We start from the raw sequence: 24405 nt of genomic DNA on the forward strand, positions 1-24405 counted from the left end.
TGGTGCCCGGAGCCGGAATCGAACCGGCATGGGGTTGCCCCCGGCGGATTTTAAGTCCGATGCGTCTACCAGTTTCGCCATCCGGGCGGCGCTGCGGAGGGATTGTAGCGGAATCCAGCAGGGCGCTAGCATCAGGCTTTCCTGCTCCGGGCCATTCTGCATATGCTGAAACTGCACATCGGCAACAAGAACTACTCCTCGTGGTCGATGCGGCCGTGGGTGCTGATGACCCAGGCCGGCATTCCCTTCGAGGAGGTCGTGCTGCGCTTTGACAGCTTCGACCCGGACTCGCAGTTCAAGCGCAGCGCGGAAGCCTTGTCGCCCTCGGGGACCGTGCCGGTGCTGGTCGATGGCGCGCTGGTCGTCTGGGATTCGCTGGCCATCGCCGAATACCTGGCCGAGCGTTTTCCGGAACGGGTGCTGTGGCCGCAGGATCGCAGCGAACGTGCGCTGGCCCGCAGCGCGACCGCCGCGATGCACAGCGGATTCGGCGCGCTGCGCTCGCACTTTCCCATGAACATCGAAGCGCAGCTTCCCGAGGTCGGGGCGCGGGTGCTGCGCGAGCAGCCGGACGTGGTGGCCGACCTGCAGCGCCTGCTGGCTCTCTGGGAACGGTTGCTGGCGCGCCACGAGGGTCCGCTGCTGTTTGATCGCTTCAGCATCGCCGATGCGTTCTTCGCGCCGGTGGTGATGCGCCTGCACACCTATGCCGTGCCGGTGTCGCCGCGCGTGGCCGCGTACATGCAGCAGGTGCGGGCACTGCCGGGCGTGCAGGCGTGGATCGCGGCGGCGCTGGACGAACACGATTTCCGCCCGTTTGAAGAACCCTACCGGCAGGCACCGGATCGGGGCTGACATGGCGAAGATGGCGGCGGCAGGCGCGATGCTGGTGTGGCTGGCCTGGGCGGGCGTGCCCGAGTGCAGGGCGCAGCAGGCACCGCCCGAGGTGGTCGACCTGGCGCCGGTAGTGGTCTCCGGCGTGCAGCCCGGGCCGGGCATGTGGCGGGTCACCAATGCGCAGGGCCACGCGCTGTGGATCCTGGGCACGGTATCGCCGCTGCCGGCCAAGCTGGACTGGCGCGCCGACGAGGTCAACGCGGTGATCGCCAGCGCCGATGCGGTGCTGGGGCCGCCGGGCTGGACGCTGGATGCCGATGTCGGCTTTTTCAGCCGGCTGACCCTGCTGCCCTCGGCCATGAAGGCACAGCACGACCCGCAGGGCCGGCGCCTGCAGGAGATCCTGCCACCGGCGCTGTATGCCCGCTGGCAGCCGCTCAAAACGCGCTACCTGGGCCGCGGCAACGGGGTGGAGAAGGACCGTCCGCTGGTGGCCGCCACCCGCCTGTATGTGGCGGCCCTTGACGAGGTCGGGCTCAGCCCGCGCTCCAGCATCGGCAAGCTGCTGGAAAAGGCGTACAAGGCGCGCGGCCTGACCCCGGTGGTGACCCGCGTGGTGATCAAGGTCGACGATCCGCGCGCCGCGCTGAAGGAAGTGCGGGCCAGCCCCCTGCAGGACGTGGATTGCCTGCAGCGCACCCTGGACGTGGTGGAACACCAGCTGCCCCTGCTGGTCGAGCGCGCCAACGCATGGGCGGTGGGCGATATCGACGCCCTGCAGCAGCTGGCCCTGAAGAGCCAGTACGACGCCTGCGTCGGTGCCATCGCCAGCAGCGAGCTGGGTCGCCGCCGTGGCATGGCGGACCTGGATGGACGCTCGGCCGACAAGTGGATGGCCGCAGCGCGGGAGTCACTGGCCAGGCACCCGGTGACCTTCGCCACCGTGTCGGTGCATGCCCTGGCCGAACCCGGCGGCTACCTCGAGCGCCTGCGCCAGGCCGGCTACAGCGTGGAATCGCCCTGAGCCGCGCGTCGTCGCCTATCCCCCCCGCAGCCTTCATGGCATAGTCATGTGGACTTCACCGGGGGGTGCATATGGCGTTGCGGGCGTTCGCCTATGTGAGCGAAGCAGTGGAGGGTATCGATGGCGCCGACATCGACCGCATCCTCGTTGAAGCATCGGGCTTCAACCGGGTGGCCGGCGTCACCGGCGTGTTGATGTTCGACGGCCTCCGCTTCCTGCAGTACATCGAAGGCCCCGACGATGGCGTGGCCCCGGTCGAGCAGCGCGTGATCAACGCGCGCAGCCACCAGCGCATGCGCGAACTCGCGCGGGGGGACGTGGCCACCCGTCACTTCCCGCGTTGGACGATGGCCTCGGCGCGGATCGAACCGGAGGTGATGGACGCCATCGTGGACGTGGACTGGAACGGATTCTCCGCCGCCGCACCGGTGGAGGGCCAGCGCCGGATCGGTTTCGCGCGCCTGCTCGAAGTGTGGACCGGCGTGTCCGGCGAGCTCGAACCGGCGGCGGTGACGCTGGGGTCCTGATCCCCGGTGTTCGTAACACAAAGATCACAGGTCGGTCCTTACCATGTGCCTACCAGCTGTGACCGGTCCGGGGTATGCCCCCGGGGTTGTCTGAAAGGGAAGTAACCGCAGCTGGACCACTTGTTGGCCGTCGTCCGTACTCTCCGCGGGCGGCGGCTTTGTTCTTTGTGGCGCAGCGCCGGCCGCGTTAGGCTTGTCGCATCTGTTCCCTGGTGGTGCCCCGCATGATCGATCGTCCCCCTGCATTCCTGTTGCCGCGCCTGCGCGCGCCTGCGAGGCTGGCCGGATGACGGCGGCGGACCGCGCCGCACAGGCGCGCATCGGCGTGATCGGGCTGGGGTATGTCGGCCTGCCGTTGACGGTGGCGTTCGGGGCGCAGCTGCCCACGATCGGCTACGACATCGACCACGCGCGCGTGGCCGAACTCCAGCAGGGCCACGACCACACCCTGGAAATGTCGGCGGACGAACTCGCCGCTGCGGTGCACGCGCGCTACAGCGTCGACCCTGCCGACCTGGCCGCGTGCACCGTCTACATCGTGACCGTGCCCACCCCGATCGACGCGCACGAACAGCCGGACCTCGGCCCGCTGCGCGATGCCAGCATCCTGATCGGCAGCGTGCTCAAGCCCGGCGACCTGGTGATCTACGAATCCACCGTCTACCCCGGCACCACCGAAGAGGTCTGCGTACCGTTGCTGGAAGCCGGCTCGGGGCTGCGTTTCAACCAGGACTTCCACTGCGGCTACAGCCCGGAACGGATCAACCCGGGCGACCGCCAGCGGCGCCTGCCCGACATCCGCAAGATCACCTCCGGTTCCACCCCGGAGATCGCCGCGCTCGTCGACGCGCTGTACGCGCGCATCATCACCGCCGGCACCTGGCCGGCGCCGTCGATCCGCGTGGCCGAAGCGGCCAAGGTAATCGAGAACATCCAGCGCGACGTCAACATCGCGCTGGTCAACGAGCTGGCGCTGATCTTCGACCGGCTCGGCATCGACACCCAGGATGTACTCGACGCCGCCGGCAGCAAATGGAACTTCCTGCCGTTCCGCCCCGGCCTGGTCGGTGGCCACTGCATCGGCGTGGATCCGTACTACCTGCTGCACAAATCCGAAAGCGTGGGCTACCACCCGGACCTGATCCACACCGCGCGGCAGGTCAACAACCGCGTCGGCGCGCACGTGGCCCAGCGCGTGCTGGCACTGCTGGCCGGCCGCGGCAAGGCCGGGCAGGGCGCACGCGTGCTGGTGCTGGGGGTGACCTTCAAGGAAAACTGCCCGGACCTGCGCAACAGCCGTGCGCTGGAACTGGCCCAGGCCCTGCAGGCCAGCGGCGCGCAGGTGCATGTGCAGGATCCCTGGGTCGGCCCGGCCACGCTGGAAGGCAGTGGCGTGCAGTGGGTGGAGCAGCCCGACCCGCAGGGCTACGACGCGGTGGTGCTGGCGGTGGCGCACGATCGTTTCCGCACGATGGACACGGCACGGATCCGGGCGCTGCTGGCGCCGGATGGGATCGTCTACGACGTGAAGTCGGTCTGGCCACGGGACGTGGTCGACGACCGTCTGTAAACTCGACTGCAGTTGTTGATCGAGGAAAGCCATGCATCGTTACCTGGTCTACGTGCTCGCCATCCTGCTGCTCCCGGTCTCGCTGTACCTGGCCGAGTACTGGGCCGCCTGGTATTGGGGCGTGGGCATCAGTGCGGCGATGGTCATCCTGGGCACCTGGGACCTGCTGCAGAAGCGCAGCACGCTGCGCCGGAACTACCCGGTCATGGCGCACTTCCGCTACGGGCTGGAATCCATCGGCCCGGAAATCCGCCAGTACTTCGTGCAGAGCGATCTGGAGGACGTGCCGTTCTCGCGCCAGCAACGCGCGCTGATCTACCAGCGCTCCAAGAATGAAATGGACGTGGTGCCGTTCGGCACGCTGCGCAGCACCTACGCGGTGGACTACGAATGGATCAACCATTCGCTGGCGCCGACCGAAGTGGCCGACCACGACTTCCGCGTGCTGATCGGGCCCAACTGCGCCAAGCCGTATTCGGCCAGTGTGTTCAACGTCTCGGCCATGAGCTTCGGCTCGCTGTCGGCCAACGCGATCCGTGCGCTCAACGAAGGCGCGCGCCGCGGCGGTTTCTACCATGACACCGGCGAAGGCTCGATTTCGCCCTACCACCGCGAGATGGGGGGCGACCTGGTCTGGGAAATCGGCTCCGGCTATTTCGGCTGCCGCGATGAGCACGGCGGTTTCAGCGAAGAACGCTTCGTCGCCAACGCCAACACCGACCAGGTGAAGATGATCGAGATCAAGCTGTCGCAGGGCGCCAAGCCCGGCCACGGCGGGGTGTTGCCGGCGGCCAAGGTCAGCGCCGAGATCTCGGCCACGCGTGGCGTGCCGATGGGCGTGGACTGCGTGTCGCCGTCGAAGCATTCGGCGTTCAACACCCCGGTGGAACTGCTGCAGTTCGTGGCGCGCCTGCGCGAGCTGTCCGGTGGCAAGCCGGTGGGCTTCAAGCTGGCCATCGGCCATCCGTGGGAATGGTTCGGCATCGCCAAGGCGATGCAGGAGACCGGCCTGCTGCCGGATTTCATCGTGGTCGACGGTGCCGAAGGCGGCACCGGTGCGGCGCCGGCCGAGTTCATCGACCATGTCGGCGTGCCGATGCATGAAGCGCTGCTGCTGGTGCACAACACGCTGGTCGGCCTGGACCTGCGCGACCGCATCCGGGTCGGCGCGGCGGGCAAGGTCAGCAGTGCGTTCGAGATCGCGCGCACCATCGCGCTGGGCGCGGACTGGTGCAACGCCGGACGGGGCTTCATGTTCGCCTTGGGCTGCATCCAGTCGCTCAGCTGCCACAGCGACCGCTGCCCGACCGGGATCGCCACCCAGAACCCGAGCCGCTGGCGGCACCTGGATCCGGCCGACAAGGCCACCCGCGTGCACAACTACCACGAGAACACCCTGCGTGCGCTGCGTGACCTGCTGTGTGCGGCCGGCCTGCAGCATCCGGCCGAGCTGGGGCCGGAACACATCGTGCGCCGCGTCTCGCCGGTGGAGATCCGCTCGCTGGCCTCGCTGTACCGCTACCTCACCCCCGGCGAACTGCTGCGCCGGGTGCCGGACCACGCGGTCTTCCACGACTTCTGGGCGGATGCGCGCAGCGACTCGTTCCAGCCGCCCGCGCGCATCCAGGCGTTGCGCAACAGCAAATCGCGCTAGCGCGCGAGGTATTCGACGACGCCGCGCCCGGCCCGCAACCCGCTGGCGAAACATGCGGTCAACAGGTAGCCGCCGGTGGGGGCTTCCCAATCCAGCATCTCGCCGGCGCAGAACGTGCCAGGAACGTCGCGCAACATCAGCGCCGCATCCAGTGCTTCCAGCCGCACGCCGCCGGCGGTGCTGATCACTTCGTCGAGCGGCCGCGGGCGCAGCGGCGACAGCGTGAGCCGCTTCAACGCGGCGGCGATGGTCTCTGCCGGCAGCTGGCCGGCATCCTTGCCCAGCACTTCAAACAACAGCGCCGATTTCACCCCGCCCAGGCCGAGCTGGCGGCGCAGGTGTTCGCCGAAGCTGCGGCCTTGGCGTGGCTTGTGCAGCTTGTCCAGCAGCTGCGCTTCGGTCTGCCCGGGCAACAGGTCCAGCTGCAGCTGCACCTGGCCATCGCGCGCCAGGGTGTCGCGCAGGTCCGCGGCGAGCGCGTAGATGAGGCTGCCTTCAATGCCGTTGGCCGTGATCACGCATTCGCCCTGCTGCGTGTGTTCGCGGCCATCGAGGCCCGTCCAATGCGCGACCACCGGCTTCAGCGGGGCACCGGCCTGGCGGTCGCGGAAGTAGGGCGTCCAGTCGATGTCGAAACCGCAGTTGGCCGGCTTGAGCGGCGCGATGTCGATGCCGCGCGCGGCCAGCGGTGCCACCCATGCGCCGTCCGAGCCCAGCTCGGGCCAGCTGCCACCACCCATTGCCAATACCACCGCATCGGCCTGCACCGTGGCAACGCCATCCGGTGTGTCGAAGCGCAGCGCGCCGTCCTGCCATCCGCTCCAGCGATGCTGCACGTGGAAGCGCACGCCCTGTTCCTTCAGCCGGCGCACCCAGCCGCGCAGCAGCGGGGCGGCCTTGCGGTCGACCGGGAACACCCGCCCGGAGGTGCCGACGTAGGTTTCCACGCCAAAGCCCGCGGCCCACTCACGCAGCGCGGGGCCGTCGAAACCGGCCAGCCACGCGCCGACCTCGGCCGCACGCTCGCGGTAGCGGGCCACGAACACGTCCTGCGGATCGGAATGGGTCAGGTTCAAGCCGCCCTTGCCCGCGATCAGGAACTTGCGCCCGGGCGAGCCCTTGGCCTCATACAGGCCCACGGCGTGGCCGGCGGCGCGCACGGTCTCGGCCGCCATCAGCCCGGCCGGGCCGCCGCCGATGATCGCCACGCGTCGCGCAGGGAGGACGGGAGTGCTCATGCGGCTCAGCGCGGCTTGACGTCGAGCAGCTCGACATCGAACACCAGCGAGGCGTTCGGCGGGATCGGGCCGGCGCCGGAGACACCGTAGCCGTAGTCGGCCGGAATCATCAGGGTGCGCTTGCCGCCGACCTTCATGCCGGCAAAGCCTTCATCCCAGCCCTTGATCACCCGGCCCTGGCCCAGCCCGAAGCTGAACGGCTCGCCGCGGTCGACCGAGCTGTCGAACTTGGCGCCGTGCTTGTCGGCGGCCTTTTCGTCGTACACCCAGCCGGTGTAGTGGACCACGATGGTGCTGCCCGGGGTCGCCTCGGCACCGGTGCCCGGCTGGGTGTCGATCTTCTCGAAGGTGGCGATGCTGCCGCCCGGCGGCGGGCCGGGCGGGGTGCAGGCGGCCAGCAGCGACAGCAGCGCGGGAACGAGCAGGAACTTCGGCAGAGCACGCATGGGCGGCACCGGATGGAAAATGGGACGCAAGGGTAGCGCATCGCCGGGCGCTATCATGGGCGCATGTCGAAACTGCTGCTCAACCTGCGCAATGTCGCGGACGATGAAATCCAGGATGTGATCGCGCTGCTGGACCGGGAGGGCATCGCCCATTACCGCACCGAACCCAGCCCGTGGGGGATCTCCTTTGGCGGTATCTGGATCCGCGACGATGCCGACCAGCCCCGGGCCAAGGCCCTGATGGCCGAGTACCAGCAGGCGCGCGGCGAGCGGGTCCGCGCCGAACGCCAGGCCGCGCTGGCCGATGGCAGCGCCGAAACGTTCAGCACGCTGCTGCGGCGCCGCCCGCTGTTCGTGGTGGCGGTGCTGGCCGGCATGCTGGTGGCCGCCGCGCTGGTACTGCTGCCGTTCGTGCTGCTGCGCGGCTGAACGCCCGGTTGGGCGGCCAGGGCGGGCCGCGGGTAAAATGGGCGCATGATCGCCAATACCGCCGCCTACCATTTCACCCCGATCGCCGACCCGGAGGCGCTGTGCGCCACCTTGCTGGCGCGTGCCGAGGCCGGCGAGCTGCGCGGCACCGTGCTGGTGGCGGGCGAGGGCATCAACCTGTTCCTGGCCGGCCCTGAGGCCGGTATCGAGGGCTTCTATGCCGCGCTGCGCGCCGACCCGCGCTTCGACGGGCTGCGGGTGAAGACAAGCTACAGCCAGATGCAGCCGTTCGCCCGGCTCAAGGCCAAGGTCAAGCCGGAGATCATCAGCTTCCGCATCGACGACGGCCAGCCGCTGGCCTACCCGCGCGCGCCCTCGGTCGATCCGGCCACGGTGCAGCGCTGGCTGCGCCAGGGCCATGACGACGCCGGCAAGCCCGTGGTGATGCTCGATACCCGCAACACACAGGAAATCGAGTACGGCACCTTCCACGACGCGCTGGTGCTGCCGATCACCAAGTTCACCGACCTGCCCGAGGCGCTGGCCCCGCACCGCGAGGCACTGCGCGACAGCACCGTGGTCAGCTTCTGCACCGGTGGCATCCGCTGCGAAAAGGCCGCGCTGTGGATGCGCAACGACGGCATGGACAACGTGCTGCAGCTCGACGGCGGCATCCTCGGCTATTTCGAGGCCGTGGGCGGCGAAGGCTATGACGGCCGCTGTTTCGTCTTCGACGAGCGCGTGGCGCTGGATGCCGGGCTGAAGCCGCTGGTTGACCAGGCCGCCGATTGATATCGCGCAGGAATCACCATCCCGCCAGCGGCCATGGTGTCCGCACACGGCCGCCCCCATCAACGAGGGATAACCTTTGATGGAACGCGTCCATGCAACTGTCGATTCTTGATCTGGCCCCGGTCTGCGAGGGCAGCGACACCACCCAGGCCTTCGCCAACATGCTGGACCTGGCCCAGCACGCCGAAGGCTGGGGCTTCCACCGCTACTGGCTGGCCGAGCACCACAACATGCCCGGCATCGCCAGCGCCGCCACCGCGGTGCTGATCGGCCACGTGGCCGGCGGCACCCAGCGCATCCGCGTCGGCGCCGGCGGCATCATGCTGCCCAACCACTCGCCGCTGCAGGTGGCCGAACAGTTCGGCACGCTGGCCTCGCTGTACCCGGACCGCATCGACCTCGGCCTCGGCCGCGCGCCGGGCACCGACCAGCCGACCGCACGCGCGCTGCGCCGCTACTTCGACAGTGCCGACCAGTTCCCGCAGGACGTGCGCGAGCTGCTGCACTACTTCGAGCCGGCGCAGCCCGGCCAGGCGGTGCGCGCGGTCCCCGGCGCGGGCATCCCGGTGCCGGTGTGGCTGCTCGGCTCCAGCCTGTTCAGTGCACGCCTGGCGGCGGCCATGGGCCTGCCGTTCGCCTTTGCCTCGCACTTCGCGCCCGATGCGATGGACGAAGCGCTGGCGGTCTACCGCCGCGAGTTCCGCGCCTCGCAGTACCTCACCGCGCCGTACGCGGTGTTGGGCCTGAACGTGGTGGCGGCCGAATCCGAAGCCGAGGCCAAGCGCCTGTTCACTACCCAGCAGCAGAGCTTCGTCAACCTGCGCCGTGGCCTGCCGGGCCTGATTCCGCCGCCGATCGACGATATCGAAGCGTTCTGGCAGCCGCACGAGAAGATCGGCGTGCAGAACGCGCTGGCCTGCGCGGTGGTGGGCGACCAGCGCCAGGTCAGCGAGGGCATGGCCGCGTTCGCCGCGCGCCACAAGCCCGACGAGCTGCTGCTCACCGCCAACATCTACGACCACGGGGCGCGCAAGCGTTCGTTCGGGTTGGCGATGCAAGCGTGGAAATCGGTGACGCGCTGATAGGTAGAGCCACGCCCTGCGTGGCTGGCGCATTCCCGGCGCGAAGGCGACGTGACCGTCCGGTTCACGTCGCCATTTCCCTCGATCCGGTGTGATGGAGCTCCTTATTGCAGGAGTCACCGCATGGCCGACCATGATCGCCAGCAGCACATCGAACAGCTGGCCGAACTGATCCGCGACGTGGACATCGCCATGTTCACCACCACCGGCGTGGACGGACGCCTGTACAGTCGCCCGCTGGGCACCCAGGAAGTCGAATTCGACGGCGACCTGTGGTTCGCCACCGCCGCCGACAGCCCCAAGGTGGCCGAGATCGCGCTCAACCCGCGCGTCAACGTGGCCTACGCCTCGCAGTCGAAAAACACCTACGTTTCGGTGGCGGGCATCGCGCGTATCGTCGACGACCGCGCCAAGGTGGAGGAACTGTGGTCGCCGCCGATGAAGCTGTTCTTCCCGGGCGGCAAGGACGATCCGAACCTGCGCCTGATCCACGTGCGTGCCGAATCGGCCGAGTACTGGGACGGCCCGGGCACGCTGCTTGGCAAGGCGCTGAGTTTCGTGTTGTCCGCGGTGAGCGACGACCCCAGTGCATTGTCCGACAACGGGGTGGTGGACCTGCGTTAGAACCAGCGCTGGAACAGCTCGGTCAGGTAGTGCACCACCTGGCCGGAGCTGAAGCTGAAGAACAGCACCGCGGCAATCGCGGCGATCCAGTTGACCAGCATCAGGGTGCCATCGCGCTCCAGCAGCGCCAGCGAGAACAACAGCAGCTGGAACCCGAACAGATAGTTGGTGAACGGGATCGGCAGCGACAACAGCACGCCGGTCAGCACCAGCAACAGCCCGGTGAACGCATGCGCCGGCAACGGCACCAGGAAGGCCGCGCGACGCGGCTTGAGCATGCGATCCAGGCGGCGCAGCGCGCCGTCGATCTTCCCCAGGAATTTATGCATCGTGCCGCGACGCGGCCCGCGGTTGGCGATGAAGCCCGGCAGCCACGGCCGCCGCATGCCGCACAGCATCTGCACGCCGATCAGGATTACCAGCGGCCCGCTCACGGCGCCCCCCAGCCCGGGCACCGGAATGAACGACGGCAGGATCGCGATGAACAGGAACACCCCGAACGCGCTCTGCTGAAGGCCCTGCAGGATCTGCCCCAGGCGCAGGCGTTCGTCGGGATCGCCGTGGTCAAACATCGCCAGCAGCGTACGGATGCCTTCGTTCTGGTATTCCGGCCGGCTCTGGTCCGGCGCCGGGGACGGATCAGCCGGTAAGTTCATCGGTCTCCTCTTCGGCCAGCGTGCGCAGCAGCAGCTTGTCCACGCGCGCGCCGTCCAGGTCGACGATCTCGATCCGCCAGCCGGCCCAGTCGAAGTACTCCCCGGCATGCGGGATGCGGCCGAAGTAGTGGATGCACATGCCGGCCAGCGTGTAGTAGTCGCCGTCCTCGGCATCGGGCAGTTCGGCATTGCCCATCAGTTCGCGCAGGTCTTCGATCGACAGCGAGCCATCTACCAGCAGCGAGCCGTCTTCGCGGGTCACCACCAGCGCGTCCTCGTCGACGTTCTCCACCGACTGCATGCGGCCGACCACCGCGCCCATCAGGTCGCTGATGGTCACCAGGCCCTGGATCTCGCCGTACTCGTCCACCACCAGCGCCATCGACTGCTGTTCCTCGCGGAAGATCTCCAGCAGTTTCATCGCATGGGTGGATTCGGAGACATACAGCGGTTCACGCAACTGCTGGAACAGCGAGTGCTCATCGCGCACCAGGCGGGTGACCAGGCTCTTGACCTCGAGCACGCCGACGATGTCCTGGTCGTTGCCGCGGAACACCGGGTAGCGCGAGAACTCATGCTCGCGCATGGCGGCCAGGTTCTTCTCCACATCGGCCTGGGTATCCAGCCAGGCAATCCGGTTGCGCGGGGTCATCAGGCTGTCGGCGGTACGGTCGCCCAGGCGCATCACGCGGTTCATCATGTCGCGCTCGTGCGCGTCGATCACGCCGGCCTCGTGGCTTTCGGCCACCAGCATGCGGATCTCTTCTTCCGTCACGCTGGCCGCCTGGTCCTTGCCCAGCCCCAGCAGACGCAGCACCAGGCGGGTGGTATGCGAAAGCAGCCACACGAAGGGGAAGGCGATGCGGGCCAGGCCGCTCATGGGCAGCGCGATCAGTCCGGCGATGTCCTCCGAACGGGTGATTGCAAGGCGTTTGGGCACCAGTTCGCCGAAGATCAGCGTCAGGAAGGTGATCAGGGCCACGGCGAGGGTCTTGCCGATCACCTCCGACCACGGCTGCGGATCGTTGAACAGCGGGAAATTGGCCGACAGTGCCGGGAACATGCCCTGCAGGTGCTGGGCAATGGCGCTGCCGATGGCATCGCCGCCGTAAACACCGGTCAGGATGCCGATCAGGGTGATGCCGATCTGCACCGTGGACAGGAAGCTTTCGGGCTTCTCGGACAGTTCCAGCGCCCGCTGGGCCCGCTTGCTGGTGGCGGCCATCTGCTTGAGCCGGCTCTTGCGCGAGGTCATGACCGACATTTCGGACATGGCGAAGAAGCCGTTGAGCAGGATCAGGGCGAGGACAATAAGAAGTTCAAACACGGGCGTCGTCCCCGGTTGGTGGCAGGGAGGGCGTGTTCAAGCGCGGGCGGCTACCGGGCCAGGTCAAGCCTGGCGGGCGCGGCGGGGGATAAGGGTCGTCGTCCATAGAGTGCACCCGAAGGTGCCCGCGCATCTTAACAAAAGCCGGGGGGAGGGGTGCAAACAGGGTCGTTCAGGTGGCCCGGAGACGGCGTGAAGATGACGGGAGTACCCGGATTGGACATCAAACCGTCATAATTCCGCCCGGTGCCGTCCTTCCTCGACGGCGAATAGGTTTCTCAATGTTCTCTCTGCAGACCATTTTCGGCTCCGGCAAACAGTTCTACACCCTGCTGGACGAGGCTGCCCAGGCCGCCCACGACAGCGCCAAGGCGCTGCATTCGATGCTGCGCGACGCCGACCGGCAGCCGGCGCTCGACGCCTTCAAGCTGGCCCGCCTGCGCGAACGCGCCGCCTCGGACAAGATCAGCCAGGCGCTGGTGGACAGCTTCATGACCCCGATCGAGCGCGAAGACATCGAAGCGCTGGGTTCGGCGCTGTACAAGATCCCCAAGCAGGTCGAGAAGTTCGCCGACCGCTACTCGCTGGCCACCAAGCACCTGGAACACATCGATTTCGCGCCGCGCGCGGCGATGCTCGAGCAGGCCGCCAGCGTGGTCGTCGAGATGGTCCACGACCTGCGCAACATGAACCTGGACAAGATGACCGGGCTCAACGAGAAGCTGCGCGCGCTGGAGAACGAAGCCGACCGCCTGATGCTCGAGCTGTACCGCGACATCTACTCCGGCCGCCTGGACAACCTGCAGATGTTCCTGCTCAAGGAATTCTTCGAGATCCTGGAAAAGGCCATCGACCGTTGCCGCGAGGCCGGTGTGGTGGCGTACCAGATCGTGCTGAAGAACAGCTGACGGACGCCACAGCATGCTGACCCTCGTTCTGGTGGTGATCCTGGCCGCGCTCGTCTTCGAGTTCATCAACGGCTTCCACGACACCGCCAACTCCATCGCCACCGTGGTGGCGACCAAGGTGCTCTCGCCCGGCTGGGCGGTGATGCTCGCCGCCTTCATGAACCTCATCGGCGCCCTGACCGGCACCGCCGTGGCGCTGACCATCGCCTCGGGCCTGCTCAACACCGGCGTGGTCGACGTGACCCCGCAGGTGATCCTGTGCGCGCTGCTGGGCGGCATCATCTGGAACCTGATCACCTGGTGGAAGGGCCTGCCGTCATCGTCCTCGCACGCGCTGATCGGTGGCCTGTGCGGCGCCGGCCTGGCCGCGGCCCACAACAACTGGGACGCGCTGATCTGGTCCGAACGCATCGGCACCTGGGCGCAGAACAAGGGCCTGCTGTGGAAGGTGTTCCTGCCGATGATCACCTCGCCGATCGCCGGCTTCCTGCTCGGCATCGTAGTGATGCTGCTGCTGTGGGCGATCATCGCGGCCATGGCCAAGGCCGGTGGCTGGCTGGGCCGCCTGGCCCGCCCGCGCATCGTCAACGCGTTCTTCGGCAAGGCCCAGATCGTCTCGGCGGCCTACATGGGCTTTGCCCACGGCCACAACGACGCGCAGAAGACCATGGGCATCATCGCCATGACCCTGATCGGCGCCGAAGCGACCGGCGCACTGAACGACCTGCCGTCCTGGCTGGCCTTCATGCACCCGGACGCGCACGCCGGTGACGGCATCGCCATGTGGATCGTGCTGACCTGCGCGGTGGTGATGGCCGCCGGCACCGCCTCGGGCGGCTGGAAGATCATCAAGACGCTGGGCCACAAGATGGTCAAGCTGCACCCGATCCACGGCTTCGCCGCTGAAACCAGCTCGGCCACGATCCTGACCCTGGCCGCGCACTTCGGCATGCCGGTGTCGACCACCCACAGCATCTCCACCGCCATCATGGGCGTGGGCTACGCCAAGAACCCCCGTTCGCTGCGCTTCGGCGTGATCGAGCGCATCGTCTGGGCCTGGATCCTCACCATCCCGGCGGCCGGCGGCTGCGCCTACCTGATCCTGAAGCTGTTCGAGCTGTTCGGCTGGACCTGATGGTTCTGGTCTGGAACGCGAAAAACCCGGCTTCGGCCGGGTTTTTTGTTGGTTTGGTTCTGCGCAGAGAGCAGCGTTTCCATCGCTGCGAGTGGGGCGGCCGTCGGGCAGCCCCCTACGGGACACGCCGTAAATACATCCATGTAGGCTTGGCAAAAACATCCATGTTTTTGACAGTCCCTACGGGGGCTGCCCGCCGGCCGCCCCCGACAGATGGTCGTTGGCGGATGGGAACGGCATCCACGCAGGGCGTGGCTCTACGCGGCGGGTACTGGGGTCGGTAGCGTCGGTTCCCGAACGACGGCACGGAACGCCACCGTGACCGGTAACGCATGAAAATGATCGGCACCGCCGTTGATCTCCCGTGGCCACCAACACACCGTCGAGGGTCGGCGGGGGCGGGTTTGCGGGACTGTCAAAAACATGGATGTTTTTGCCAAGCCTCCATGGATGGATTAACGGCGTGTCCCGCAAACCCGCACCCGCCGGCCCAGCTCAGGCCCTGCGCGGGCCAAAGGCTGTTCGCCCAGATGCATGAAGCTGCCGGGCAGGGCCCGGCACTACGGCATCGCCTGCCACCCGCGAGGGCCAAAAAAAATCCCGCCGAAGCGGGATTTTTCATCAGCAATCAGACTTCAAGCGAAGCCAGGTCGCCCTTGTTCTCCAGCCACTGCTTGCGGTCGCCCGCGCGCTTCTTGGCCAGCAGCATGTCCATCAGCGCGCTGGTCTGCTCGCCGTCGTCCACCGTCAACTGCACCAGGCGGCGCGTGTCGGGGTGGATGGTCGACTCGCGCAACTGGTTCGGGTTCATTTCGCCCAGGCCCTTGAAGCGGGTCACGTTGACCTGGCCCTTGATCTTCTCGCGCTCGATCTTGTCCAGCAGCGAACGCTTTTCTTCCTCGTCCAGCGCGTAGAACACCTGCTTGCCCACGTCCACGCGGAACAGCGGCGGCATCGCCACGAATACGTGGCCCGCATCCACCAGCGACGGGAAGTGCTTCAGGAACAGCGCCGTCAGCAGCGTGGCGATATGCAGGCCGTCCGAGTCGGCGTCGGCCAGGATCACCACCTTGCCGTAACGCAGCCCGCTGATGTCTTCCTTGCCCGGGTCGCAGCCGATCGCGATCGCCAGGTTGTGCACTTCTTCTGACGCCAGCACGCTCCCCGACGACACTTCCCAGGTGTTCAGGATCTTGCCGCGCAGCGGCATGATCGCCTGGAAGTCCTTGTCACGCGCCTGCTTGGCACTGCCGCCCGCCGAATCGCCTTCCACCAGGAACAGCTCCGTGCGCGACAGGTCCTGGCTGATGCAGTCCGCCAGCTTGCCCGGCAGGGCAGGGCCCTGCGTGACCTTCTTGCGCACCACCAGCTTTTCGGTCTTCAGGCGCGCACTGGCGCGCTCGATCGCCAGCTGCGCGATCTGCTCGCCCAACGCCACGTTCTGGTTCAACAGCAGGCTGAAGGCGTCATGTGCCGCGCCCTCCACGAAGCCCGCCGCCTGGCGCGACGACAGCCGTTCCTTGGTCTGCCCGCTGAACTGCGGGTCGGTCATCTTCAACGACAGCACGAACGACACCCGGTCCCACACGTCTTCCGGGGCCAGCTTCACCCCGCGCGGCAGCAGGTTGCGGAAATCGCAGAACTCGCGCAGTGCCTCGGTCAGGCCCGTGCGCAGGCCGTTGGCGTGGGTACCGTGCTGCGCGGTCGGAATCAGGTTGACGTAGCTTTCCTGGACCAGCTCGCCTTCCGGCAGCCAGGCCACCGCCCAGTCCACCACCTCGGTGTCCTTCTTCAGCTGGCCAACGAACAGCTCGGCCGGCAGCATTTCGCGATCGCCCAGCTCGGCCTTCAGGTAATCGCTCAGCCCGTCCTCGAAGTACCAGGTGTCCTGCTCGTCGGTGGCCTCGTCGCGCAGCTTCACGGTCAGGCCCGGGCACAGCACCGCCTTGGCGCGCAGCAGGTGGCGCAGCGCCCGCAGGTTGTACTTGGGCGTATCGAAGTACTTCGGGTCGGCCCAGAAGCGTACCCGCGTACCGGTGTTCTTCTTGCCCACGCTGCCGACCACTTCCAGCGGCGTGGCGCGGTCGCCGTTGCGGAAGGTGATGCGGTGCTCGCTGCCGTCGCGGCGGATATGCACTTCCACCAGCGTCGACAGCGCATTGACCACGCTCACGCCCACGCCATGCAGGCCGCCGGAGAAGGTGTAGTTCTTGTTGTTGAACTTGCCGCCCGCATGCAGCCGGGTCAGGATCAGCTCCACGCCGGGGACCTTCTCCTCCGGGTGGATGTCCACCGGCATGCCGCGACCGTCATCGGTGACCTCGCAGCTGCCGTCCTTGTACAGGGTGACCTCCACCGTCCGGGCATGCCCGGCCAGCGCTTCGTCCACGGCGTTGTCGATCACTTCCTGCGCCAGGTGGTTCGGGCGCGCGGTGTCGGTATACATGCCCGGGCGGCGCTTGACCGGGTCCAGGCCGGACAGGACTTCAATATCGGCGGCGTTATAGCGGGTATTCATCTGTCTTCATAAAGCGCAAAGCGACGGCGAAGTTTGCGGTGTGGCGGGGTTTTTTGCACGCCGCACGTTCAGGGGGCGGCCGACAACCCCGCGATAGACTGTAGGCGATGGGAAAACCGGAGCCCCGGCGCCCCATCCCCAGCCATATGCGAGGAGACCCCCCATGAAGAAGTTGCTGACCATCGTTGCCATTGCCGCCGCCGTCGTGGCCGTGCCGCTGGCAATGGCGCAGAACGCCGGACAGGGCCAGTCCACCGCGCAGCAGGGCGAGCAGGCCGAGGCCAAGGCCCAGTCCGAGGCCGACGCCAAGGCCAAGCGCCGCGCGGCTGCCACCGCCGAAATGAAGGCCAAGGGCCAGCAGGCGCCGCAGCAGGAAGAGGAAGAAGAGGCCAAGAAGAAGCGCTGAACAAGCGTTTCGGCTTCCCCGACGCCCCGGCTTGCCGGGGCGTCTTCGTTCGTGCCCCTTGGGCTGGACGCCTTCAATCTGTAAACTATGGCTTTCCGGGAGCAGTACGTGTCATCCATCAGCGAATGGACTGGTCTGGTCGTGCGCGACCGCCAGCAGGGTAGGCAGGAGGTGACGGTCCCAACGGCGACCGGCACGGCCGCCCCGACCTCGCCGACCGGCCGCCACGTCACCGTTCCCTCGATCCCGGCCCTGGCGCGTGAACACCCCGCCGCCGCCGCCCGGACCACCCCCGATTTCCCCTTCACGTCGTCCGCCGCCCCGCGCGCCGGCGCCGTTTCCCCCTTCCTGACAGGACACCCCCAGCCATGACTCCCTTGATCTTCGTAACCGGCGGCGTGGTTTCCTCGCTCGGCAAAGGCATTGCCGCCGCCTCGCTCGCCTCCATCCTCGAAGCCCGTGGCCTGAAGGTCACGATGATGAAGCTCGACCCGTACATCAACGTCGACCCGGGCACCATGAGCCCGTTCCAGCACGGCGAGGTGTATGTCACCGACGACGGCGCCGAGACCGACCTGGACCTGGGCCACTACGAGCGCTTCGTGCGCACCCGCCTGAGCCGCAAGAACTCGGTCACCACCGGCCGCATCTACGAGAACGTGATCCGCAAGGAGCGCCGCGGCGACTACCTGGGCGCCACCGTGCAGGTGATCCCGCACATCACCGACGAGATCCGCCGCTGCATGGACGAAGCCACCGAAGGCTTCGACGTGGCGCTGGTGGAAATCGGCGGCACCGTGGGCGACATCGAATCGCTGCCGTTCCTGGAAGCCATCCGCCAGGTGCGCACCGAGCGCGGCCCGGAGAAGGCCCTGTTCATGCACCTCACCCTGGTGCCGTACATCGCCGCCGCCGGTGAGCTGAAGACCAAGCCGACCCAGCACTCGGTCAAGGAACTGCGCTCGATCGGCATCCAGCCCGACGTGCTGCTGTGCCGTTCCGAACAGCCGGTGCCCGAGTCCGAGCGCCGCAAGATCGCCCAGTTCACCAACGTGTCCGAGCGCGCGGTGATCAGCGTGCCCGACGTCGACGTGCTCTACCGCATCCCGATGGGCCTGCACGAGCAGGGCCTGGATGAAATCGTGATCAACCAGCTCAAGCTGGGCGACAAGGCCGGCCCGGCCGACCTGCACGAGTGGGAAGCGGCGGTGGACGCCACCCTGCACCCGCTGGACGAGGTCACCATCGCCGTGGTCGGCAAGTACGTCGACCACCAGGACGCCTACAAGTCCGTGGGCGAAGCGCTCAAGCACGGCGGCCTGCGCCAGCGCACCAAGGTCAACCTGAAGTGGCTGGAAGCGCAGGACCTGGAAGGCACCGACATGGCCGCGCTGAAGGACGTCGATGGCATCCTGGTGCCCGGCGGCTTCGGCGACCGCGGTTTCGAAGGCAAGGTGCTCACCTCGCAGTTCGCCCGTGAACAGCAGATGCCGTATTTCGGCATCTGCTACGGCATGCAGGCCGCGGTGGTCGACTTCGCCCGCAACGTGGTCGGCCTGGACGGCGCCAACAGCACCGAGAATGACCGCCAGTCGCCCAACCCGGTGATCGGCCTGATCACCGAATGGCGTACCGCCACCGGCGATGTCGAAAAGCGCGACGACCGCAGCGACCTCGGCGGCACCATGCGCCTGGGCCTGCAGGAACAGCGCCTGAAGCCGGGCACGCTGGCCCGTGAGCTGTACGGCAAGGACGTGGTGTCCGAGCGCCACCGCCACCGCTACGAATTCAACAACCGCTACCGCACCCAGCTGGAAGACGCCGGCCTGGTGATTGCCGGCAAGTCGATGGACGACACCCTGGTGGAAGTGATCGAGCTGCCGCGCGACCAGCACCCGTGGTTCCTGGCCTGCCAGGCGCACCCGGAATTCCTGTCCACCCCGCGCGAAGGCCACCCGCTGTTCATCGGCTTCATCCGTGCCGCGCGTGAGCGCAAGGCCGGCGGCGCGCTGCTGCAGGAAGCACGCGCCTGAGCCAGGATCCGTGGGCGGCGCAGCTGGCGCGCCGCCAGCGCCGTCACTGGCGCGCCTGGCCTTGGGGCTGGGCTGCCCTGGTCCTGTCCATCGCCAGCTGGGGCTGCGCGTTCGTGCTGATGGTGCTCGTGTTTTCCGCAGTGGGTTCGCCCGGTGACGGCAGCCATGCCATCCAGGCCGTCGCCACGCCCATCAACCTGGCCCTGGCGCTGGGCGCAACCTGCGCGCTGGGCACCGTGCTGGCCAGCGTGCTGGCGCTGCGCCTGCGCCGCCAGCCGGCCGGTGGTGGCGCCGCGCTGGGCCTGCTGGGCCTGCTGTTGCTGGTGCTGCTGCTGCCATCGCTGCTGTAGCCCCGAACGCTTCCCGCGCGCGGATTTGGCAAGCGGGGGGCAGGTGGGGATAATCACGCGGCACCTTTCGACGCACTGCTTTTTGGCGTTCCCCCTTTCTGACTGGTAACCGGCCCGCTATGACCACGATCCGCAGCATCCACGCCCGTGAAATCCTCGACAGCCGTGGCAATCCCACGCTGGAAGCCGAAGTCACCCTGGAGGACGGTTCGTTCGGCCGTGCCGCCGTGCCGTCGGGTGCCTCCACCGGCACCAAGGAAGCGGTAGAGCTGCGCGATGGCGACAAGACCCGTTACCTGGGCAAGGGCGTGCGCAACGCCGTCAACAACGTCAACACCACCATTGCCACCGCGCTGAAGGGGTTTGACGCGGCCGACCAGGAAGGCCTCGACCGTCGCCTGATCGACCTGGATGGCACCGAAAACAAGGGCCGCCTGGGTGCCAACGCACTGCTGGCCGTGTCCATGGCCAATGCCCACGCCGCCGCTGCCGCCAACAAGCAGGCGCTGTGGCAGTACCTGTCCAAGGGCAGCACCGACGTGAGCCTGCCGGTGCCGATGATGAACATCATCAACGGCGGCGCGCATGCCGACAACAACGTCGACTTCCAGGAATTCATGGTGCTGCCGGTCGGCTTCACCTCGTTCTCCGAAGCCCTGCGCGCCGGTACCGAAATCTTCCATTCGCTGAAGTCGGTGCTCAAGGGCCATGGCCTGAGCACGGCCGTGGGCGACGAAGGCGGTTTCGCCCCGGACTTCCGCAGCAACGTCGAAGCGCTCGACACCATCCTCGAAGCGATCGGCAAGGCCGGTTACACCGCCGGTGAAGACGTGCTGCTGGGCCTCGACGTGGCCTCCAGCGAGTTCTACGAGAACGGCAAGTACAACCTGGTGAGCGAGAACAAGCGCCTGACCTCCGAGCAGTTCGTCGATTTCCTGGCGGACTGGGCCGCCCAGTACCCGATCATCACCATCGAAGACGGCCTGGCCGAGAACGACTGGGCCGGCTGGAAGCTGCTCACCGACCGCATTGGCAAGAAGGTGCAGCTGGTCGGCGACGACCTGTTCGTGACCAACCCGAAGATCTTCAAGGAAGGCATCGAGTCCGGCACTGCCAACGCGATCCTGATCAAGGTCAACCAGATCGGCACCCTGACCGAGACCCTCGAAGCGATCGCGATGGCGCACCACGCCAACTACGCCGCCGTGGTCTCGCACCGTTCGGGCGAAACCGAAGACACCACCATCGCCGACATCGCCGTGGCCACCACCGCCACCCAGATCAAGACCGGCTCGCTGTGCCGCAGCGACCGCGTGGCCAAGTACAACCAGCTGCTGCGCATCGAGGAAGCCCTCGGTGCCGGCGCGCGTTACGCCGGCCGTGACGCGTTCGTCTCGCTGAAGCGCTGATCCGCATGCGCACCTGGCGCTGGCTGCTGCTGGTGCTCGCGGTACTGCTGGTATGGTTGCAGTACCGCTTCTGGTTTGGCCCGGGCAATTCGGGAGAAGTGATGATGCTCGAAGCCCAGGTTGAATCCCAGAGGCGCGACAACGCCGGCCTGCAGCAGCGCAATGACGCGCTGGCGGCCGAGGTCAAGGACCTCAAGGAAGGCGAGGCCGCCATCGAGGAACGCGCGCGCAGCGAGCTGGGCATGATCAAGCCCGGCGAGAAGTTCTACCGCGTGGTCGAGAATGCCCCGGTGGCGGCGCCGCGCCCGCCGGCGCTGGCCGCCGACCCGAACGCGCCGCACCCGGACGTGCCCTGATGGGCAGCGTCTGGGCCGTGGTTCCGGCCGCCGGCCGTGGCACCCGCTTCGGCAGCGACACGCCCAAGCAGTACCTGCTCGCAGGCGACCGGGTGCTGCTTGCGCACACCCTGGAAGCGCTGCTGTCGCACCCGGTCGTGGCCGGGGTGATGGTGGTCATCGCCGAGAATGATGTCGACTGGCCGGGCTGGCAGTCGCTGGCCGACAAACCGATCCTCACCTGCACCGGCGGGGCCACCCGTGCCGCCTCCGTGCTGGCTGGCCTGCAGGCACTGCCCGACAGCGTACGGGCCGACGATTTCGTGCTGGTCCACGATGCCGCGCGGCCGAACCTGGCCGCAGCCGACCTCGGCCGCCTGCTGGAAGTGGGGCGCAATGATCCGGTCGGCGCGATCCTGGCCGCGCCGGTGCGCGACACCCTCAAGCGGGCCGGCGATGACGGCGGCATTGACGGCACCGAGCCGCGTGCGCGCCTGTGGCGCGCGCTGACCCCGCAGCTGTTCCGCCGTCACCAGCTGGCCCGCGCGCTGCAGGAAGCGGCCGCCGCCGGCGTGGACGTCACCGACGACGCCATGGCGATGGAGCGGCAGGGGCTGCGCCCGTTGCTGGTCGAGGGCAACGAGGACAACTTCAAGGTCACCACCCCGGCCGATCTGTCCCGATTCGAATTCGAGCTGTCGCGCCGCGGCTCCTGAGCCCGTCCGCGCCGGCCATCACCGCAGGTTTTTTGCCATGAACACCCCGTTTCCTCCGGTCCGCATCGGGCAGGGTTATGACGTCCACGCCTTCGGCGAGGGCGACCACATCATGCTCGGCGGCATCCGCGTCGCGCACAGCTGCGGCGTGCTGGCGCACAGCGATGGCGATGTGATCCTGCACGCGCTGTGCGATGCCATGCTGGGCGCGCTGTCGCTGGGCGACATCGGCCAGCACTTCCCGCCGTCGGACATGCGCTGGAAGGATGCCGACAGCAGCCGTTTCCTCGAGCACTGCAACAGCCTGCTGCGCGAACGCGGCTGGCAGGTCGGCAACACCGACATCACCGTGATCTGCGAGCGGCCCAAGGTCGGCCCGCATGCGCTGGCCATGCGCGAGCGCATCGCCGGGCTGCTGGGCATCGCGCTGGATGCGGTGAGCGTCAAGGCCACCACCTCCGAGAAGCTCGGGTTCACCGGGCGTGGCGAAGGCATCGCCGCCCAGGCCGTCGTGCTGCTGGTGGCGCTGTGATCCCGTTGCCGCTGGCCTTCGGCGAGCCGCTGCTGCGTGCCGACATCCGCACCACCCCGGAAGATTTCCAGGTGGACGAACTGCCGGCGTTCGAGCCGACCGGGGAGGGCGAGCACCTGCTGTTGACGATCCGCAAGCGCGGCGCCAACACCGTGCATGTGGCCAAGCTGCTGGCGAAGTGGGCGGGGCTGCCGGACATGGCGGTCAGCTATGCCGGCATGAAGGACCGGCATGCGGTCACCACGCAGCGGTTCAGCGTGCACCTGCCCAAGCGCATCGCGCCGGACATTGCGATGCTGGCCTCGGACGAAGTGGAGGTGGTCGAATCCACCTGGCACAACCGCAAGCTGCAGCGCGGCGCGCTGGCCGGCAACCGCTTCCGGCTGGTGCTGCGCAATGTGCAGGGCGAGCCGAAGGCGATCGACGAGCGGCTGTCGCTGATCGCCGCGCGCGGCCTGCCGAACTGGTTCGGCGAGCAGCGTTTCGGCCGCGATGGCGGCAACGTGCCGGCCGCGCTGGCGATGTTTGGCGGACGCCGCGTGCGTCCCGACCAGCGCTCGCTGCTGTTGTCGGCCGCGCGTTCGGCGCTGTTCAACCAGGTGCTGGCCGAACGCGTCGCGCAGGGCACCTGGGACAGCCCGCTCGAGGGTGAGGTGTGGATGCTCGATGGCAGCCGCAGCGTGTTTGGCCCCGAGCCGTGGACCGACCTGCTGGCCGATCGCCTGGGCCGCTTCGACATCCATCCCAGCGGTCCGTTGTGGGGCGAAGGCGAGCTGCGCAGCAGCGGCGCGGCGGCCGAACTGGAGCTCGGTGCGATCAGCGACGAGCAGTCACTGCAGCTGCGCACCGGGCTGGAAGGCGCGCGCCTGAAGCAGGAGCGCCGCGCGTTGCGGCTGCGCCCGGCCAACCTCCAGCATCGCTGGCTGGAAGCAGACGTCCTGGAAGTCACGTTCGCGCTGCCGCCGGGGTGTTATGCGACGGCGGTGCTGCACGAGTTGGGGCCCGTCAGCGACGTGGCCGGGGCCGCGTCGAACGTTTGATTGCCACGTAGCCACGTAGCCACGCAGGGCGTGGCTCTACCGGCGTCCATGCACCGTAGAGCCACGCCCTGCGTGGCTGCGCGGTGCCGGCAATCACCGATTCGCCAACAACACCAGCACCGCGCCGGTGCCGCCTTGCCCGGCCGGTGCCGAATGAAACGCCAGCACGTCATTGCGCTGGCGCAGCAACCGGTCCACCAGGTTCTTCAGGATCGGCGCACCCCCATCGGACTGCAGCCCCTTGCCATGGATGATGCGCACGCAGCCATGCTCGTGCGCATGCGCTTCCAGCAGGAACTGGCGCAGCAGCGTCTCCGCCTGGACCACGGTCGCCCCGTGCAGGTCCAGCTCATCCTGCACCGAATACTGGCCGCGCTTGAGCCGCTGGAACATCCGTGCCGGCAGGTTTTCGCGCCGGTAACTGGCGGTGTCGCCGGCCTCCAGCGGGCTGCTGTCGCGCAGCAGCCGGGCGAACTCCCCGCGCGCGGCGTCTTCGTCCTGTTCGGCCATGCGCGCACGCGGCTTCGGCCGCGGCGTTGCGGGCGGTGCGGCCACCGGCTTGCGCAGCGGCGTGACCTCGCCGATGGCGGCGCGGAACAGCGCGGCCGGATCTTCGTCTTCAGGATGTGACATGCGTACAGCCTAATGCCCTGAATCGGCCGTGCCTACCTCCCGCCGGGGTAGGCCGATCTGCCCGCTTGCGGCACAATAGCTGACGCACTTGCGCGGTCGGTGATCCCGGAACGGGTGAAGGCCGGCCCCGCCAACGCTGGAAAGTGATGGAAATGAAGTCTTGAACAATCAAGCGGTTAAAACC

At 67.8% G+C, this 24405-nt stretch carries 26 protein-coding genes and 1 tRNA gene; 20 read left to right on the plus strand and 7 right to left on the minus strand.

Annotation, left to right across the window (positions count from 1 at the left end; translation table 11 throughout):
* Positions 1-87 (minus strand) — tRNA-Leu (locus tag NMB40_RS05505).
* A 75-nt stretch (positions 88-162) separates the two neighbouring features.
* Between NMB40_RS05505 and NMB40_RS05510 the strand changes: the two genes are divergently transcribed.
* The 5 genes from NMB40_RS05510 to NMB40_RS05530 all read left to right on the plus strand — a co-directional run bounded on the left by NMB40_RS05510 (position 163) and on the right by NMB40_RS05530 (position 5612).
* On the plus strand, positions 163-855 hold the full coding sequence (locus NMB40_RS05510) for a glutathione S-transferase family protein (RefSeq protein ID WP_494360401.1): 693 nt from the start codon (positions 163-165) through the stop codon (positions 853-855).
* A 1-nt stretch (position 856) separates the two neighbouring features.
* Complete coding sequence (locus NMB40_RS05515; protein ID WP_494360402.1) at positions 857-1861, plus strand: TraB/GumN family protein; 1005 nt, start codon at positions 857-859, stop codon at positions 1859-1861.
* Between the two features lie 71 nt (positions 1862-1932).
* Positions 1933-2388 carry a BLUF domain-containing protein gene (locus NMB40_RS05520; protein WP_494360403.1) on the plus strand — a complete coding sequence of 152 codons (456 nt, stop codon included), beginning with the start codon at positions 1933-1935 and terminating at the stop codon, positions 2386-2388.
* 286 nt (positions 2389-2674) lie between these two features.
* The gene (locus NMB40_RS05525) at positions 2675-3958 is read left to right on the plus strand and encodes a nucleotide sugar dehydrogenase (protein WP_494360404.1); all 1284 of its coding nucleotides are present in this window, start codon (positions 2675-2677) and stop codon (positions 3956-3958) included.
* 31 nt (positions 3959-3989) lie between these two features.
* Entirely contained in the window at positions 3990-5612 is a 1623-nt protein-coding gene (locus tag NMB40_RS05530) for an FMN-binding glutamate synthase family protein (protein WP_494360405.1), read from the plus strand.
* Here the strand turns inward: NMB40_RS05530 and NMB40_RS05535 are convergent.
* Both NMB40_RS05535 and NMB40_RS05540 read right to left on the minus strand, forming a co-directional pair.
* Positions 5609-6859: a TIGR03862 family flavoprotein gene (locus NMB40_RS05535; protein ID WP_494361045.1), complete on the minus strand. Its 1251-nt coding sequence runs from the start codon at positions 6857-6859 to the stop codon at positions 5609-5611. The two genes, NMB40_RS05530 and NMB40_RS05535, sit on opposite strands and share 4 nt — an antisense overlap.
* Positions 6856-7296, minus strand: coding sequence for an FKBP-type peptidyl-prolyl cis-trans isomerase (locus tag NMB40_RS05540; RefSeq protein WP_494360406.1), 441 nt, complete (start codon positions 7294-7296; stop codon positions 6856-6858). The genes NMB40_RS05535 and NMB40_RS05540 overlap by 4 nt, the downstream gene beginning before the upstream one ends.
* A gap of 63 nt (positions 7297-7359) precedes the next feature.
* On the opposite strand from NMB40_RS05540, the gene NMB40_RS05545 reads away from it, so the two are divergent.
* From NMB40_RS05545 to NMB40_RS05560, 4 genes are all read left to right on the plus strand, one after another.
* Positions 7360-7725, plus strand: a complete 366-nt coding sequence (locus NMB40_RS05545) for a DUF6164 family protein (protein WP_494360407.1) — start codon at positions 7360-7362, stop codon at positions 7723-7725.
* A 45-nt stretch (positions 7726-7770) separates the two neighbouring features.
* Positions 7771-8517 carry a sulfurtransferase gene (locus tag NMB40_RS05550; protein ID WP_494360408.1) on the plus strand — a complete coding sequence of 249 codons (747 nt, stop codon included), beginning with the start codon at positions 7771-7773 and terminating at the stop codon, positions 8515-8517.
* A 92-nt stretch (positions 8518-8609) separates the two neighbouring features.
* Positions 8610-9599 (plus strand): LLM class flavin-dependent oxidoreductase, encoded by a 990-nt coding sequence (locus tag NMB40_RS05555; RefSeq protein WP_494360409.1) that lies wholly within the window; start codon positions 8610-8612, stop codon positions 9597-9599.
* A gap of 123 nt (positions 9600-9722) precedes the next feature.
* The gene (locus tag NMB40_RS05560; protein ID WP_282244988.1) at positions 9723-10223 is read left to right on the plus strand and encodes a pyridoxamine 5'-phosphate oxidase family protein; all 501 of its coding nucleotides are present in this window, start codon (positions 9723-9725) and stop codon (positions 10221-10223) included.
* Here the strand turns inward: NMB40_RS05560 and NMB40_RS05565 are convergent.
* Positions 10220-10879, minus strand: a complete 660-nt coding sequence (locus tag NMB40_RS05565; protein ID WP_494360410.1) for an exopolysaccharide biosynthesis protein — start codon at positions 10877-10879, stop codon at positions 10220-10222. The genes NMB40_RS05560 and NMB40_RS05565 overlap by 4 nt on opposite strands.
* Positions 10863-12206, minus strand: coding sequence for a hemolysin family protein (locus NMB40_RS05570; RefSeq protein ID WP_494360411.1), 1344 nt, complete (start codon positions 12204-12206; stop codon positions 10863-10865). Before NMB40_RS05570 ends, NMB40_RS05565 begins: the two co-directional genes overlap by 17 nt.
* Before the next feature lie 281 nt (positions 12207-12487).
* On the opposite strand from NMB40_RS05570, the gene NMB40_RS05575 reads away from it, so the two are divergent.
* Positions 12488-13114: a DUF47 domain-containing protein gene (locus NMB40_RS05575; RefSeq protein ID WP_282244983.1), complete on the plus strand. Its 627-nt coding sequence runs from the start codon at positions 12488-12490 to the stop codon at positions 13112-13114.
* Between the two features lie 13 nt (positions 13115-13127).
* Positions 13128-14249: an inorganic phosphate transporter gene (locus NMB40_RS05580; RefSeq protein WP_282244982.1), complete on the plus strand. Its 1122-nt coding sequence runs from the start codon at positions 13128-13130 to the stop codon at positions 14247-14249.
* A 628-nt stretch (positions 14250-14877) separates the two neighbouring features.
* On the opposite strand, the gene parE is transcribed toward NMB40_RS05580, so the two are convergent.
* Positions 14878-16767 carry a DNA topoisomerase IV subunit B gene (gene parE / locus NMB40_RS05585; protein ID WP_494360412.1) on the minus strand — a complete coding sequence of 630 codons (1890 nt, stop codon included), beginning with the start codon at positions 16765-16767 and terminating at the stop codon, positions 14878-14880.
* A gap of 163 nt (positions 16768-16930) precedes the next feature.
* Between parE and NMB40_RS05590 the strand changes: the two genes are divergently transcribed.
* From NMB40_RS05590 to truD, 9 genes are all read left to right on the plus strand, one after another.
* A complete protein-coding gene (locus NMB40_RS05590; protein WP_282248426.1) occupies positions 16931-17173 on the plus strand; it encodes a hypothetical protein in 243 nt (80 codons plus the stop codon).
* A gap of 108 nt (positions 17174-17281) precedes the next feature.
* Entirely contained in the window at positions 17282-17545 is a 264-nt protein-coding gene (locus tag NMB40_RS05595) for a hypothetical protein (protein ID WP_494360413.1), read from the plus strand.
* A complete protein-coding gene (gene pyrG / locus NMB40_RS05600) occupies positions 17542-19206 on the plus strand; it encodes a CTP synthase (RefSeq protein ID WP_494360414.1) in 1665 nt (554 codons plus the stop codon). Before NMB40_RS05595 ends, pyrG begins: the two co-directional genes overlap by 4 nt.
* A 113-nt stretch (positions 19207-19319) precedes the next feature.
* A complete protein-coding gene (locus NMB40_RS05605; protein WP_494360415.1) occupies positions 19320-19556 on the plus strand; it encodes a hypothetical protein in 237 nt (78 codons plus the stop codon).
* A 119-nt stretch (positions 19557-19675) separates the two neighbouring features.
* A complete protein-coding gene (gene eno, locus NMB40_RS05610; RefSeq protein WP_494360416.1) occupies positions 19676-20965 on the plus strand; it encodes a phosphopyruvate hydratase in 1290 nt (429 codons plus the stop codon).
* Between the two features lie 5 nt (positions 20966-20970).
* The gene (gene ftsB / locus NMB40_RS05615; RefSeq protein ID WP_494360417.1) at positions 20971-21321 is read left to right on the plus strand and encodes a cell division protein FtsB; all 351 of its coding nucleotides are present in this window, start codon (positions 20971-20973) and stop codon (positions 21319-21321) included.
* Positions 21321-22016: a 2-C-methyl-D-erythritol 4-phosphate cytidylyltransferase gene (ispD, locus tag NMB40_RS05620; RefSeq protein WP_494360418.1), complete on the plus strand. Its 696-nt coding sequence runs from the start codon at positions 21321-21323 to the stop codon at positions 22014-22016. Before ftsB ends, ispD begins: the two co-directional genes overlap by 1 nt.
* A 37-nt stretch (positions 22017-22053) precedes the next feature.
* Positions 22054-22548, plus strand: coding sequence for a 2-C-methyl-D-erythritol 2,4-cyclodiphosphate synthase (gene ispF / locus NMB40_RS05625; RefSeq protein WP_214901319.1), 495 nt, complete (start codon positions 22054-22056; stop codon positions 22546-22548).
* The gene (gene truD, locus NMB40_RS05630) at positions 22545-23588 is read left to right on the plus strand and encodes a tRNA pseudouridine(13) synthase TruD (RefSeq protein ID WP_494360419.1); all 1044 of its coding nucleotides are present in this window, start codon (positions 22545-22547) and stop codon (positions 23586-23588) included. Before ispF ends, truD begins: the two co-directional genes overlap by 4 nt.
* A gap of 93 nt (positions 23589-23681) precedes the next feature.
* Here truD and NMB40_RS05635 read toward each other — a convergent pair whose 3' ends face one another.
* Positions 23682-24221 (minus strand): Smr/MutS family protein, encoded by a 540-nt coding sequence (locus NMB40_RS05635; protein WP_282247433.1) that lies wholly within the window; start codon positions 24219-24221, stop codon positions 23682-23684.
* Positions 24222-24405 lie beyond the last annotated feature (184 nt).

It is taken from the genome of Stenotrophomonas sp. FBCC-B152, assembly GCF_059134105.1.